Here is a 14,116-nt window from a genome sequence, read left to right as displayed (position 1 = left end):
ATTACGATTCGAGCTTTCCGTTAATTTGACGTTTTCAGTTTAAAAGAGGTCTTAAGACCTCTTTTCTTGTTTTTATCACCATAAAAACGTGATATTAATTTCGTAATATTTACATAGCAGGAGCAATGAGCATCATGGAACAAAATACGGACAACGTATTTAACTTCAGTGCAGGGCCAGCGGCTTTGCCAAAAGCTGTCATGCAGCAAGCACAACAGGAACTGGTCGACTGGCAAGGCCTTGGTACTTCGGTAATGGAAATCAGTCACCGAAGTAAAGAGTTCATCAAAGTTGCAGAAGAAGCAGAGCAAGATCTACGTGATTTGCTGAATATTCCAGACAACTACAAAGTACTGTTCTGCCAAGGTGGTGCTCGTGCTCAGTTTGCCGCTGTTCCGCTAAACTTACTTGGTGATGCAGAAACTGCAACCTACATCGATGGTGGCTACTGGGCTGAAAGTGCAGTCGAAGAGGCGAAGAAGTACTGCGAACCTGACGTATTTGATGCCAAAACAGAGATTGACGGTAAAGTCGCTGTTCTACCTGCAAGCGAATGGAAAATTGCCCCAGAAGCGGCTTATGTTCACTTTTGCCCAAATGAAACCATCGATGGCATCGAAATCAATGATCTTCCGATCACCGACAAACCAATTGTTGCTGATATGTCTTCGACAATTCTTTCTCGTGAAATCGACGTGTCGAAATACGGTGTGATTTACGCGGGCGCTCAGAAAAACATTGGCCCATCAGGTATTGCCATCGCGATCGTTCGTGACGATCTACTCGGCATGGCAAAACAAGTGCTGCCAAGTATTCTTGATTACAAAGTTCTTGCTGAAAAAGAATCAATGTTTAACACGCCACCAACGTTTGCTTGGTACTTGTCTGGCCTTGTTTTCAAATGGCTTAAAGCACAAGGCGGCGTTAAGAGCATTGAAACAGTGAATCGCGAAAAAGCAAAACTGCTTTACGATTACATTGATCAGTCTGATTTCTACCGCAACGGCGTTCATCCATCGAACCGTTCATTAATGAACGTTCCTTTCCAATTAGCGAAGCCTGAACTTGACGCGACTTTCCTTGAGCTTGCAGATGCAAAAGGACTAAAGGCGCTAAAAGGTCACCGTGTGGTGGGCGGTATGCGCGCATCGATTTACAATGCAATGCCGCTAGAAGGTGTGCAAGCGTTGGTCGACTTCATGAAAGAGTTCGAGCAAAACTACGCATAGAGCACAAATTGAATGAGTTAAAAGCGTCGCAATTGCGGCGCTTTTGTTTATGTGCGTAACCAATTGAATGGAAGATTCTAAAGAACGAATTGCAGGATAGAGGATATGAACAAGCTGAATGTGGAAGTGCTTAAAAAACAATTCCCACTTGTAGAGCAACTGATCAACCTAGATGAAGTTTGCTGGTTTAATCCCAACGTGACCTCGCTTGAAGAAGGTTTGCCGCACGTAGGATTGAACGCAGAAGATATTCATGTCGCGAGTGCAAGGCTCAAGCGCTTTGCTCCTTATCTTATGAAAGCTTTTCCTGAAACCAAAGCCGCTTCTGGTCTCATTGAGTCGCCTGTAGTGGACATTCCAAAGATGAAAGCGGCTTTGGAAACTCAGTACAACGTCCCAATATTCGGCCGCCTTATGCTCAAGCTAGATAGTCACCTACCAATATCCGGCTCGATAAAAGCCCGTGGTGGCATTTATGAAGTGTTAGTTCATGCAGAAGAACTGGCGATTGCCGCAGGGTTGTTAAGTGAGAGTGATGATTACAGCAAGCTGCTGAGTGGTGAGTTCCGACAATTTTTCCAACAATACAGCATCGCGGTTGGTTCAACGGGAAATCTAGGCATGTCGATAGGCATGATGAGTGCCAAGCTTGGCTTTTCAGTATCGGTTCATATGTCCGCCGATGCGAGAGAGTGGAAGAAAAACAAACTTCGATCGCACGGTGTCAACGTGGTTGAGTACGAGCAAGATTATGGTGTTGCGGTTGAGCAAGGTCGAAAACAGGCAGAGAGCGATCCCAACTGCTTCTTTATCGATGATGAAAACTCACAAACCTTGTTCCTAGGTTACTCGGTTGTAGGTGAACGCTTAAAACAACAATTTGATGATTTAGGTATTGTGGTTGATGAACGTCATCCACTGTTTGTGTATTTACCATGCGGTGTTGGTGGTGGGCCAGGTGGTGTTGCTTTTGGGCTCAAGGTGGCTTTTGGTGACCACGTGCATTGCATCTTCGCTGAGCCAACACATTCTCCTTGCATGTTGTTGGGAGTACATACTGGTTTGCATGATGAGATAGCGGTGCAAGATATTGGTATAGATAATCTCACCGCGGCAGATGGCTTGGCCGTTGGTCGTCCTTCTGGTTTTGTTGGGCGAGCCATGGAGCGGCTAATTGATGGTTACTACACAGTGACGGACGAACGTATGTATCAGCTTTTAGGAGAGTTGAGCGAACGAGAAGGCCTCAATTTGGAGCCCTCTGCATTAGCCGGAATGATGGGCGCGGTGCATGTCTCGAGTTCTCTACACTACCAGACTCGTTTACAGCTTACGGATGAACGTTTGAAAAATGCCACACACTTAGTTTGGGCGACCGGGGGAGGGATGGTGCCAGAAGCTGAAATGTCAGCTTACTTGGCGAAGTCTGGTCGTTAGAGCGTTCTTCAAATTTTTTGAGTTAGTCAAAATGAAAAAGCTCATCCGAAGATGAGCTTTTTAGTCTTACTTATAGAGATTGAAGCAACTGGTAGTAACGACCGTGTTGAGCGAGTAGCGTTTGATGGTCGCCTTGCTCAATGATCTCGCCCTGTTCCATAAGGCAAATGTTGTCCATGTTCTCTAATTCGATGAGTCGGTGAGTGATGAATACAACCGTCTTGTTGGCAAAATACTCGTTGAAAAGCGCCATGACTTTTTGTTCGGTACGCTTGTCGAGGCCTTCGGTTGGCTCATCAAGAAGCAAAATCGGAGCATCTCGTAGTAACGCTCGCGCAATACCAATACGACGTTTCTCGCCACCAGAAAGCTGACGACCGCCATCACCCAACCAAGCATCAAGACCCGGCTCTTCAAGCAGTGCACCCAGTTCTACTTTCGTTAGGATCTCCGCTAGTTGCTCATCAGTCGCATTTGGTGACGCCATTAACAAGTTGTCACGTAGTGTGCCGTTTAACACATCTACTCGTTGGCTCACTACGGTAATTGCTGAGCGCAGATCGGATTCGCACCAATCTTTTAGTGAAGCGCCACCAATGCGAACCTCACCTTGGTTTACATCCCAGTAGCGACAAAGTAGTTGAATCAGAGTCGATTTGCCTGAACCCGTTTGACCAACAATTGCGGTTTTTGAGCCTAAAGGAAGTGAAAGCGAAAGGTCTTTCAGCACTTTCTGTTGTCCATCAGGGTATGCAAAATCAATGTTGTCGAACTCGATATCCAGTGGCTTTTCTTCGCGTTTAGATTGCTCAGGGAAGACAACATCAGGCTCTGCGAGAATCACTTCGTTCAAGCGACGGGCAGAAGTCAGCGTTTGACCAAGGTATTGGAACGCACCCGCAATAGGCATCAAAATTTCAAAACTTGCCATTGTTGCAAAAGCGAATAGGGCGATCCAAGGATCAGGTGCCCGACCACCAACGCCATCAGCAGCAAACCAAAGCATGACAACTAAAGTCAGGCCGTTCACCAACATCAGAAGTCCTGACGCCATACCAGTCAGATTAGCGTTTACAAACTGGTTTGAAAGCAGTTGTTTTTGCTTTTCAAGAATCAGGTTACGGTAGCGTTCTTCTGCACCAAAAATACTCAGCTCGCTATAGCCTTGTAGCCAATCGAGTGTCGCGACACGAAGCTGAGCTTTGTTATGCGTTAAGTGCTCACCATTGTTTTTGCCCAGTTTGTAAAAAAGCACTGGCCACACCAAAAGCATGATCGTAAGAATTGAGCCTAAAAGTAGCGCAAGATGCCAGTCAAAGAACGCTAAGACTGCGGTTAAACTCAGAATGCCAAAGATGCCAATAATGACTGGGCTGACAAGTCGCAGATAAACGTGATCCATTGCGTCCACATCGGCTACCAGACGGTTCAGCAGATCAGCATCGCGCATTGTTGATACTCGGCCTGGGATCAGCGGAGCAAGTTTCTTGAAGAAGAAGATGCGCAGGTCTGTTAGCAACTTAAATGTCGCATTGTGGCTTACAACGCGCTCACCCCAACGGCCAGCTGTTCGTGCCATTGCAGCACCGCGCACGCCAGCACCTGGCAGCATGTAGTTGAAGGTTTCACGCGCAACGGTTAAACCAGCCACTGCTGCTGCGGAGATAAACCAACCAGACAGAGTGAGCAAGCCGATAGATGCAGCAAGTGTTAGGAACGCCAATAGCATACCCAGCGACAAACCGAACCAATGTTTTTTATACAGTTTTAGATAAGGGAGTAAATCACGCATCTAGGTTCCCCTTGTCTGATTCACGCTGCGCTAGGTTTGCAGCTAACAAGTCTTTAAACAAACCTTCTTGTGAGGCTAGGGTAGCGTAGTCGCCACGTTGTACGATTTGACCATCTTGCATCACGAGAATTTGTGAAACGTTTTGCAAAGGCGCAAGTTGGTGAGTGATCATCAAGTTAGTGGTGGATTGGGTATACTTATTAATTCCCTCCATCACCAGTTTTTCACTGCGCGCATCTAAGCTTGCTGTTGGTTCGTCAAGCAACCAGAAACGGCCGTTTTGTAGCATTGCTCGAGCAAGTGCAAGACGTTGAGCTTGTCCTACAGATAAACCGCCTGAACGGTCAGAGATTGCGTAATCCAGGCCATGCATTTCAACAAACTCAGCTGCGTAAGAATCTTTGAGCACTGTATTCACTTGTGTGTCTGGAATATCGTGTTTACCAAGCGTGACGTTATCACGAATGCTGCCGTGCAATAACATTGGGTTTTGACCAATCCAGCTGACAGCTTCGCGCCAAGTCGATAGATCAAGTTGAGACAACTCGCAGCCGTTAATTTTCAAACTGCCCTTGTATGGCATAAAGCCAAGAATGGTATTAACCAAACTGGTTTTACCTGCGCCACTTGGGCCAACAAGCGCAGTGCTTTGATTGGCTTCCAATGAAAATGACAGAGGGCCAGCCAATTGTTTCCCTTCAGGGCTGAAAACAACCAAATCTTGAGCTTCGATTTGAATTGGCGTGTTCTGTTCAAGAGATTGAGTTCCATCTTTCACTTGATCTACCTCTAGTTCAAGAAACTCGACAATACTTTCGGCAGCGCCCACCGCTTGTTGCTTCGCGTGATAGAAAGTGCCGAGATCTCGAAGTGGTTGGTAAAACTCAGGAGCTAAAATCAGGATGAACAGGCCAGCAAACAAGGTGACGCCAGCACCGTAGTAACCAAAGTTCAATTCACCGATGTAACTGAAGCCGAAGTAAACCGCAGTAATAGCGATAGAAATAGAAGTGAAGAACTCCAGTACCGCAGAAGAAAGGAATGCGATTTTTAGTACATCCATCGTGCGGGTACGAAATACCTCTGATGCCCCTTTTAGGGTCTCAGTTTCTGACTTTGTACGGTCGAAAAGGCGAATAGTCGTCATCGCTTGCAATCGGTCATAGAAGTGACCGGACAAGCGTTGCATTGCTTTGAAGTTTTTACGGTTAGCTTCCGCGGCTTTGATACCAACTAATGCCATAAAAATAGGCACTAGCGGGGCCGTCACAAGGAAGATTAAACCTGCCGCCCAGTTAACTGGGAATACCACAACCAAAATGATGAAAGGAACTAATACCGACAGCGACATTTGAGGTAAGTAGCGAGAGAAGAAGTCTTGCATGTTCTCAACTTGCTCTAGAATCAATGTTGCCCAACTGCCTGCTGGTTTGCCTTTAATGTAAGCAGGCCCCAGCTTGTGGACTTTGTCTAAAATGAGCTGTCGAATGTAAACTCGGATTTGTTCGCCACAGCGGTAGCCCGCAATTTCGCGGCCCCACGTACATGCAGCGCGGCCGATGACGGTTCCGACTAATCCGACAAAGTGCCAAATGAGCTCACTTTTATCGACTTGTTCGATGATTAATTGGTGAAGAATGGAGGCGAGCAGGGCTGCTTGAGCCAATAAAAACACGCTTGAAAGTACGCCTAGGCCTATCGCAATCATGAGCCAGCGCTTGGCTAACTTGCTCTGTTGCTTAAGCCACTTATTCAAGCTGCTTTGCTTTTTCTTATCCATCGTGAAGGCTTAATGATAATTGTTTTAATGAGGCGGTAGTATACAAAAGAAAACCCAGCGGGAATACCGCTGGGCTTTAAGGATATGACACAAATGTGAAAAGTTATTTGTCACTAAGTGCGTCTAGGAAGCGTTCCGCATCCAGAGCTGCCATACAGCCTGTACCTGCTGATGTGATTGCTTGACGATAGTTGTGATCCATTACGTCACCAGCTGCAAATACACCTTCAATGCTAGTTTGCGTCGCGTTGCCTTCTAGACCCGACTTCACAACGATGTAGCCATCTTTCATTTCTAGCTGGCCTTCAAAGATCTGGGTGTTTGGCTGGTGGCCGATCGCGATAAACGCGCCCATCACTTCAAGATCTTCAGTTGTGCCTGTGTTTACATCTTTAATGCGAACACCAGTTACGCCCATATCGTCGCCCAGAACTTCATCTAGTGTGCGATCGGTGTGAAGAATGATGTTGCCATTTTCCACTTTGTCCATAAGACGATTAATGAGGATCTTCTCCGCACGGAATGAATCACGACGGTGGATCAAGTGAACTTCAGATGCGATGTTAGATAGGTACAGCGCTTCTTCAACCGCTGTGTTACCGCCGCCGACAACCGCAACTTTTTGGTTGCGGTAGAAGAAACCGTCACACGTAGCACATGCCGATACGCCGCGACCTTTGAACGCTTCTTCTGATTCCAGACCTAGGTATTTAGCGGATGCACCTGTTGAAATGATCAAAGCATCACAGGTGTACTCACCAGAATCACCTTTTAAACGGAATGGACGTTGAGACAGTTCAACTTCGTTGATGTGATCGAATACAATTTCTGTTTCGAAACGTTCCGCATGTTCTTTCATGCGTTCCATTAATGCTGGGCCTGTTAGGCCTTCTGCATCACCTGGCCAGTTTTCTACTTCTGTTGTAGTGGTTAGCTGACCACCTTGTTGCATTCCCGTCACAAGCACAGGGTTTAGATTCGCGCGCGCAGCGTATACTGCCGCGGTGTAACCTGCTGGACCAGAACCAAGAATTAATAGTTTACAGTGTTTTACGTCGCTCATTGTGGCTCCAAAGAGGGCTGAACATTTCTCTCGATTGTATGGAAATTCTTATAGCTTTAAAAGCATAAACGGCGATTGAGATCGAATAAATGGTTATAGATTAGAACTCACTATCGCGTGATAGAAATTGTCTCAATCCAGCATAAAATTCTATTTACAGTAGAGAAATCTAGTTTCAAATGTTGCTTAAGCTTTAATCTAAAACATATACCTAATTTAACTTTTGTTTGTGGGTTTTCATCTCGTTTTTTTATTTATGTTGAAGCTATCAACGTTAAAAGCTGGTAATTGCAGAATATTTGCGTAATCTATGTTGTAAATTAAATGTTAATTAAATGTGCCTCATTAAAGGAGTCAATGATGTTACATTCGCGTGAGAACACTCTACATTTAACTCAGCTCAGCATGGCAGCAATTGAGCAACTTTCGCCTTCATTTGAAGCGTTACCTCATACTGAGCACGCTGATGGGCAATATCGATTACGACGCTACTCAGTCGTGAGTTTTGAAGATGGACAAGTGATCGATTTGAACAAGAACAGCTTTGTACAGTCTTCAGATATCAACCGATTTCAGGGTGATGTCATTCGTCAATTTGAACCTATCGAGAAAGACATTTTAGCAAGTGAAGGCTTTCGCGAAATGTGTGCGCTATTCGTGAGCGCGAACCACCTTCCAAATGGTCAAGAAATCGAAATTCACCAGATTCGAATCACTGCATTAGATAGCGAAACGCAGGTCGCGCCAGAAGGTGTGCACCAAGACGGTTTTGATCATATCGCGATGGTTGGTGTTGGTCGTCACAACATCATTGGTGGTGACATCATGCTATACAGTAGCCATAACCAAGCCCCATTTTTCCGCAAAGTATTAGAAAACGGGGAAGTGGCGATGTTGGCTGACAGCAAACTTTGGCACAACGCTTGTCCAATTCGTTCTGTGATTGATGACCAAGCAGGCCACATGGATGTCTTTGTATTAACCGCAACGGACAAACGTAATGAACTTCAATCTTAATCAAATTAGAGAACAGTTTCCCGCGCTGGCTCAGTATCATAATGACAAACCAGTTACGTTTTTTGATGGGCCTGGCGGCTCGCAAGTTCCTCAATCTGTGCTTGATTCAATGGTCGGTTACCTTGGGCGTTTTAATTCCAACTTGGGTGGGCATTACTTCTCTAGCCAAGCTACAGTCGATGTCATGCAGAGTGCGCGCGAGTCGGCACAAGCGCTATTGAATGCCCCTTCGTCTGGTAATATTGTCTTTGGCGCGAACATGACATCACTGACGTTCCAGTTAAGCCGTGCAATCAGTCGTGATTGGCAAGAAGGGGATGAGATCATTGTCTCAGCGCTTGACCATTACTCGAACGTTTCAAGCTGGCAACAAGCAGCGGAAGACAAAGGTGCTAAGGTTCACCAAGTTCGAATCAATAAAGCTGATTGCACTTTAGATCTTGAGCACTTACAAAGCCTGCTTTCAGAAAAAACACGTTTGGTTGCAGTGACATATGCGTCAAACACCACGGGATCGATAGTCGATATTCAGCGCGTAGTTGAAATGGCGCACGGTGTTGGTGCTCAAGTTTATGTCGATGCCGTGCATTATGCACCCCACCACTTAGTCGATGTACAAGCGCTGGGCTGTGATTTCTTAGCGTGTTCAGCTTATAAGTTCTTTGGACCGCATGTAGGTATCGCTTACGTGGCCGACCAATGGTTGCACAGCCTTCGTCCTTATAAAGTAGAACCGGCTACGAATATTGGTCCGGGTCGTTTTGAAACGGGGACACAAAGCTTCGAAGGCCTTGCTGGTGTTGCGGCCTCAGTGGAATATTTGGCTCAGTTTGGCGACAACGACTTATCACTTCGTCAGCGATTAGAACAAAGTTACGCGCTTTACAATCAACACGAACAGCGTTTAAGTGAGCGTTTTTTGCAACGACTCGATGCGCTAGAAGGTGTGAAACTGTATGGCATTGAGAGCGAAGATTGTCAGCAACGTACGCCGACGTTTGCCCTAACATTTGACAAGTATTCACCAGAGTTTATCGCTAAGACCTTAGGTGAGCACAATATCTGTGTTTGGAATGGCCACTTTTATGCACTTGGTTTGGTTCGTCAGCTTGGCATTGAAGAATCAGGTGGGGTCGTACGAATTGGTTGTATGCATTACAACACTATTGAAGAAGTGGATATGTTGTTTGATGTGCTAGAAAGCATCCTTGATGCTTAATCTCTTATCGCTCTGAACGAAGAAAAACAAAAGCTCGAGCCAGTGCTCGAGCTTTTTCTATCTAGGAAGTTTGTATAGTAAAGCAGACGTATCTACGCGCTTACTTCAACTTCGTAAGATGTAAATTTGCGGACGTTAATCACACCGGTATCAAAAATCAGATACTGACCTTTGATGCCTTGCAAAATGCCAGTCACAACCGGGTTTTTGTCGAAGTTATGAGAGGTGATTTTCGTTGGGTGTTGCTGAACGGGGTAGCTAAGATCGGTAATGGTTTCGCTCAGCACCTCGATGGCATCTTCACCAAATTGCTGTTTGATTTCAGCAATCTTGTCTTGCACAAGAGGAAGCAGTTCAGCAAAATGATCTTGTAATTCAATCGGTTCACCATCGCCTTTAAGCAAAGTGCGCCAGTTTGTTTTGTCTGCAATATGCTTTGCCAGTTCCACTTCAATCAAGCCTGAAATATGACGCGTTTTGACTTTGAAAATTGGCAGACCCTGAGTTGCACCTTGATCAATCCAACGTGTTGGAATTTGAGTGTGGCGAGTGATGCCCACTTTCAAGCTTGATGTATTTGATAGATACACGAAGTGATCCACCATACAGTTTTCTTCTCCCCACTGCGGTTCGCGGCATGTGCCTTGGTCGTAGTGGCAAGTCTCTGGCTTCATGATGCACATATCGCAGCTCGCAAGTTTCTTCATACACACGAAACAGTGACCTTGAGAATAGCTCTTCTTGGTTTTCTTACCGCATGAGCAACAAAAAATATTGCCAGTATGCGTCAACGTGAGTGTTTTACCGAGAAACGGTGACAGATCGACTTCTTCATCACCCACAGGAAGACGATAGCTGACAGCACCATCGAGAGAAGCACGCATTTTGTTTAGCGTACCAGTAGCAATTAATGACATGACATTACTCGTTATTGTGTTTTTCGACAGTATATAACGAAGTGCGCTCAAGATGCAGGGTTGACAGGGTTAATAACTGGCAATGTTTCCACAATGAATGACCATTGTTTCTCGTCGCAAAGCATGATGGTGCCTCGCTTGAGTGGTTGTGAATTGCTTCGCAAATAACAAGTAAGTCATCAAATTGGACGATTTTAAACCGTGATAACGGTTCAAAACGCGTTACCATGTATCGGAAGTAAGAACTCAAGCCAAAAGTAATTTTGTTTCTTGATAAATGACTTTATTTGAAGTTCGAAATATCATTGAGTACACTGTGTTGTATATAAGTTAAGCAGGTCACTTGCCTATGAAGTGGATACACAAATTAATCTTCGCTCTTTCGATTTGTACGATAAGTTTAGTTGCTCTGTACAGTGTGTTAGGTGACACGCGTAAGCTCGTCATCACACCTGAACAATTCAATATTTATGCGACAAAAGATGCGAGTGAAGGTGGGCTAAGCTCGGCCGATATCACCTATGATGCACAAAGCTTGGTACTCAATTGTGAGCTGAAAAAAAGCAGTTATGCTTGGCCGTATTGCGGTATCTCGGTTTATACCGATGTAGCGAAGCCAACGCATGGCATCGATCTTTCTAATTACCATACCATCCGATTAAAGCTTCATTATGAAGAGGCGGGAGATGGGCAAAACCCAAGCCATGACTTGCGTCTTTATCTGAGAAACTACAATCCGGAATACTCGAAACCGGATGATGAATACACCATCAAATACAATGGCATGCAGTTTTCTCCATCGAGTTTTAGTGAAACCATCGAGATTCCGATTAAGAACTTACAGGTAATGACGTGGTGGCTTGCGGATAACAAGGTCGATATTGAACATTCTGCGCCAGAGTTTTCGAACATTACGCGTATTGATATTGCCACTGGTTCAGGTGCTGCGCTTGGTCAGCACAAAATTGTGATTGATAAGATCGAATTTGAAGGTGCCTATCTTGCACAAGAGACGTTGTTGTTTGCTCTATTGTTTTCTTGGATGGCTTTAGGGCTGGCTTTCTCTCTGCATGAACTACGGAAAAACAGAGCGGCGTATGAAAAAGCGAAGCGTCGTCATCGTCATCTAGAAAAAGTGAATGGCACTTTGCGCGCGCAGAATTATGAATTTGCCGAGTTGGCGCACCGAGATGCGCTAACCGGAGCGATGAACCGTCATGCTGTACAAACTTGGTTAGAACAGCAAGCACGCCAAGTACGTTGGGGGCACTCGACGTTGAGCATCCTTTATATGGATTTAGACAACTTTAAGAAGATTAACGATAAGTTCGGGCATCAAATGGGGGACGACATTCTGCGTGAGTTCGTCATGGTCGTTGCCAGTTCTATTACACCTGATGACCGTTTGGTTCGTTGGGGTGGTGAAGAGTTTGTGGTTTTCTGTCCAGATACCAATATCGAACAAGCCGTGAAAAAGGCCGAGATGATACGCAAGAATGTCGCAAACCACTTGTGGGTTCATGGAGAGGCACTTACTTGCAGTATTGGTGTGGCTCAAATGCAAAATGAGCGCGTAACCGAGACCATGGCAAGAGCCGATGAAGTATTGTATCTCGCTAAACGTAATGGTCGAAACCGCGTTGAAGTGAATTACGGATTGTTGAGTTGCCAAAGGAATGAGGCATAAATAAATAGCATGACGTTCTAGCGATTCACACTTTTCGTTTAAACGCGCCGTTGTACTGAGCTTATGAAAGCAAAGTATGACGGCTTTTTTGTGTCTACAGTTTGTGTTGGCAGGCTATTGAGCTCGATTGTTCATTGAAGCTGGTATGAGAGTTTGTTCAGGCTTTAAGAGTTGAGGTTGATTGAGCGCTAGGAATTCCCCTATAGAGGGACGAATGCAAAGTGAATCTGCCAATACGAGGTAAGAAAGAATAAAAAAAGGTGGCCAACTGGCCACCAAGAGGGAAACTGCTGAACACCACTTTAGGGGAAGTTTGGGCTATCAATTCGATCACCGTGAACAGCAGTGTAGTGCTAATCGAGTCAGTGTTTCTTTACCAGAACAACCAAGCGAACAGTGTCAGTGCACCGATACAAGCAATGTTTAGTACGAAGCCGATTCTCATCATTTCTTTTTGCTTGATGTGACCCGTACCGAACACAATTGCATTTGGTGGCGTTGCAACTGGCAACATGAAGGCACAAGATGCGGCTACCGCGATAAGCGCTGACAGAATCACTGGTGATAGACCGAGTGCTTCGGCAATGGTCGCGAACACTGGGACCAGTAGCGCAGCACTTGCTGTGTTACTTGCAAACTCAGTCAAGAAGACGACAAAGGCAACAACAGAAAGGATAGTGAGTAATACACCTGCTTGCTCGAGGAAGCCAGTTAGGCTGTGCGCTAGGAAAACGCTGGTGCCTGTCGCTTTTAGAACGTTACTCAAACAGATACCGCCGCCGAACAGGATCAGAACACCCCAGTCTGTTGTCTTTTCAATGTCCTTCCATTCGACTGCTCGAGATGCGCCTAGCAGCAAGATGGCACCAATTGCAACCAAGGTGTCGAATTTTGCAAAACCGCCAAGCATGGTGTTGATCGGCTTGCTGAAAATCCACAAAGTGACGGTAAGTAAGAAGATTGCCAGTGTGACCATTTTGCCGTTTGTCCACTCAACAGGTTTGTGGTCAAGTTCAAACTTGTGGCTCAAATCTGGCTTGGTCATGGTGTACAGAACCAAAATCGCAATTGGCATCAAAATCAAAGAGATTGGCAGACCTAGCTTCATCCATTCCGTGAAGTTCAAACCTACTTCGGCCGCAGCAATTGCGTTTGGCGGGCTACCAACTAGCGTAGCAATACCGCCGATAGAGGCGCTGTAAGCAATACCGAGAAGAACGAACAAGAAAGTGTTGTGGTTTTTCTTCGCGTCCAGTTTCGTCATGACACCTAATACCAAAGGAAGCATCATCGCAGCTGTTGCTGTGTTGGAAATCCACATTGAAAGACCTGCGCTCACACCGAACAGCATAAATACCGCGACAGACATTCGACCACGAGCAATCAGCAACACTTTGTCAGCAAGTGCTTGGTCAAGTTTCTGCTTGTGCAAAGCAGCGGCGAGAGCAAAGCCACCCAAGAACAAGAAGATGATTGAGTTCGAGAAGTTATTCAGTGCTGTTTGGGTGTTAAACACGCCCAAGAAGACGGCAAGCATCGGGATCAGCAAAGCAGTAATGCTGACGTGAATCGCTTCTGTTAACCAAAGAATCGCAACAAAGACTAAGATGCTGATGCCGGTTACGACTTTTGGTTCAAAGGGTAGGGTATTAAACAAGATAATGAACAGCAGAATGTTGGCATTCAAAATCATGCTGTTGCGAGTGAAGAACCAATTCTTCAGTGTCACAGCGAGTGCGGTCATGGGTGTGCTCCTTTTGCATTGCCTTTTTGTCGGTTTTTTATGGCAAGGTAACTGACTTGTAGTTATTTATTGATTAAATGTTACTGCGAATGCGAAGGGCAATTTGGCCTGAATCGTTGGCGAAATAAGAAAATGTGAGGTTGAGATTTGGAAATGGGTAGAACTCTACCCATTTGTTTTTAACGAATTGTTATTCATGTGTGACGTGATGCACGAAAATGGTGCCAGCCG

The 14,116-nt window shown here is 45.5% G+C and carries 10 protein-coding genes; 5 read left to right on the top strand and 5 right to left on the bottom strand.

Annotation, left to right across the window (positions count from 1 at the left end; genetic code table 11):
- Nucleotides 1-134 precede the first annotated feature (134 nt).
- A complete protein-coding gene (gene serC, locus ACF8CV_RS14555; protein WP_069544456.1) occupies nucleotides 135-1,229 on the top strand; it encodes a 3-phosphoserine/phosphohydroxythreonine transaminase in 1,095 nt (364 codons plus the stop codon).
- Nucleotides 1,230-1,334: 105 nt separating this feature from the next.
- Nucleotides 1,335-2,666: a D-serine ammonia-lyase gene (locus ACF8CV_RS14550; protein WP_138937453.1), complete on the top strand. Its 1,332-nt coding sequence runs from the start codon at nucleotides 1,335-1,337 to the stop codon at nucleotides 2,664-2,666.
- Between the two features lie 70 nt (nucleotides 2,667-2,736).
- On the opposite strand, the gene cydC is transcribed toward ACF8CV_RS14550, so the two are convergent.
- From cydC to trxB, 3 genes are all read right to left on the bottom strand, one after another.
- Nucleotides 2,737-4,458 (bottom strand): cysteine/glutathione ABC transporter ATP-binding protein/permease CydC, encoded by a 1,722-nt coding sequence (gene cydC, locus ACF8CV_RS14545; protein WP_138937454.1) that lies wholly within the window; start codon nucleotides 4,456-4,458, stop codon nucleotides 2,737-2,739.
- Nucleotides 4,451-6,238 carry a cysteine/glutathione ABC transporter permease/ATP-binding protein CydD gene (gene cydD, locus ACF8CV_RS14540; protein ID WP_138937455.1) on the bottom strand — a complete coding sequence of 596 codons (1,788 nt, stop codon included), beginning with the start codon at nucleotides 6,236-6,238 and terminating at the stop codon, nucleotides 4,451-4,453. The genes cydC and cydD overlap by 8 nt, the downstream gene beginning before the upstream one ends.
- Nucleotides 6,239-6,341: 103 nt before the next feature.
- On the bottom strand, nucleotides 6,342-7,301 hold the full coding sequence (gene trxB / locus ACF8CV_RS14535; RefSeq protein ID WP_005495561.1) for a thioredoxin-disulfide reductase: 960 nt from the start codon (nucleotides 7,299-7,301) through the stop codon (nucleotides 6,342-6,344).
- Between the two features lie 360 nt (nucleotides 7,302-7,661).
- Here trxB and ACF8CV_RS14530 point away from each other — a divergent pair, with 360 nt between their 5' ends.
- A complete protein-coding gene (locus ACF8CV_RS14530; RefSeq protein WP_015296577.1) occupies nucleotides 7,662-8,318 on the top strand; it encodes a 2OG-Fe dioxygenase family protein in 657 nt (218 codons plus the stop codon).
- Nucleotides 8,302-9,537, top strand: a complete 1,236-nt coding sequence (locus ACF8CV_RS14525) for a cysteine desulfurase-like protein (protein ID WP_208871017.1) — start codon at nucleotides 8,302-8,304, stop codon at nucleotides 9,535-9,537. Before ACF8CV_RS14530 ends, ACF8CV_RS14525 begins: the two co-directional genes overlap by 17 nt.
- Before the next feature lie 92 nt (nucleotides 9,538-9,629).
- On the opposite strand, the gene ACF8CV_RS14520 is transcribed toward ACF8CV_RS14525, so the two are convergent.
- Nucleotides 9,630-10,454 (bottom strand): DUF2797 domain-containing protein, encoded by an 825-nt coding sequence (locus ACF8CV_RS14520; RefSeq protein WP_083151066.1) that lies wholly within the window; start codon nucleotides 10,452-10,454, stop codon nucleotides 9,630-9,632.
- A 349-nt stretch (nucleotides 10,455-10,803) separates the two neighbouring features.
- Between ACF8CV_RS14520 and ACF8CV_RS14515 the strand changes: the two genes are divergently transcribed.
- Nucleotides 10,804-12,141 carry a diguanylate cyclase gene (locus tag ACF8CV_RS14515; protein WP_208871016.1) on the top strand — a complete coding sequence of 446 codons (1,338 nt, stop codon included), beginning with the start codon at nucleotides 10,804-10,806 and terminating at the stop codon, nucleotides 12,139-12,141.
- Between the two features lie 373 nt (nucleotides 12,142-12,514).
- On the opposite strand, the gene ACF8CV_RS14510 is transcribed toward ACF8CV_RS14515, so the two are convergent.
- Nucleotides 12,515-13,885 (bottom strand): DASS family sodium-coupled anion symporter, encoded by a 1,371-nt coding sequence (locus ACF8CV_RS14510; RefSeq protein ID WP_015296581.1) that lies wholly within the window; start codon nucleotides 13,883-13,885, stop codon nucleotides 12,515-12,517.
- Nucleotides 13,886-14,116: the final 231 nt, after the last annotated feature.

This window comes from Vibrio sp. zbq_1 (assembly GCF_043102935.1).
In the GTDB taxonomy this organism is placed as follows: domain Bacteria; phylum Pseudomonadota; class Gammaproteobacteria; order Enterobacterales; family Vibrionaceae; genus Vibrio; species Vibrio parahaemolyticus.
Note: the sequence above shows the minus strand (reverse complement) of the source record. Positions and strands in the feature narration are given on the sequence as shown.

What these genes read in the sequence shown, in the direction of transcription:
- cydC (WP_138937454.1), bottom strand. Translation starts at nt 4,458, where the DNA reads ATGCGTGATTTACTCCCTTATCTAAAACTGTATAAAAAACATTGGTTC.
- ACF8CV_RS14520 (WP_083151066.1), bottom strand. Translation starts at nt 10,454, where the DNA reads ATGTCATTAATTGCTACTGGTACGCTAAACAAAATGCGTGCTTCTCTC.
- serC (WP_069544456.1), top strand. Translation starts at nt 135, where the DNA reads ATGGAACAAAATACGGACAACGTATTTAACTTCAGTGCAGGGCCAGCG.
- ACF8CV_RS14530 (WP_015296577.1), top strand. Translation starts at nt 7,662, where the DNA reads ATGTTACATTCGCGTGAGAACACTCTACATTTAACTCAGCTCAGCATG.
- ACF8CV_RS14525 (WP_208871017.1), top strand. Translation starts at nt 8,302, where the DNA reads ATGAACTTCAATCTTAATCAAATTAGAGAACAGTTTCCCGCGCTGGCT.
- cydD (WP_138937455.1), bottom strand. Translation starts at nt 6,238, where the DNA reads ATGGATAAGAAAAAGCAAAGCAGCTTGAATAAGTGGCTTAAGCAACAG.
- ACF8CV_RS14515 (WP_208871016.1), top strand. Translation starts at nt 10,804, where the DNA reads ATGAAGTGGATACACAAATTAATCTTCGCTCTTTCGATTTGTACGATA.
- ACF8CV_RS14510 (WP_015296581.1), bottom strand. Translation starts at nt 13,885, where the DNA reads ATGACCGCACTCGCTGTGACACTGAAGAATTGGTTCTTCACTCGCAAC.
- ACF8CV_RS14550 (WP_138937453.1), top strand. Translation starts at nt 1,335, where the DNA reads ATGAACAAGCTGAATGTGGAAGTGCTTAAAAAACAATTCCCACTTGTA.
- trxB (WP_005495561.1), bottom strand. Translation starts at nt 7,301, where the DNA reads ATGAGCGACGTAAAACACTGTAAACTATTAATTCTTGGTTCTGGTCCA.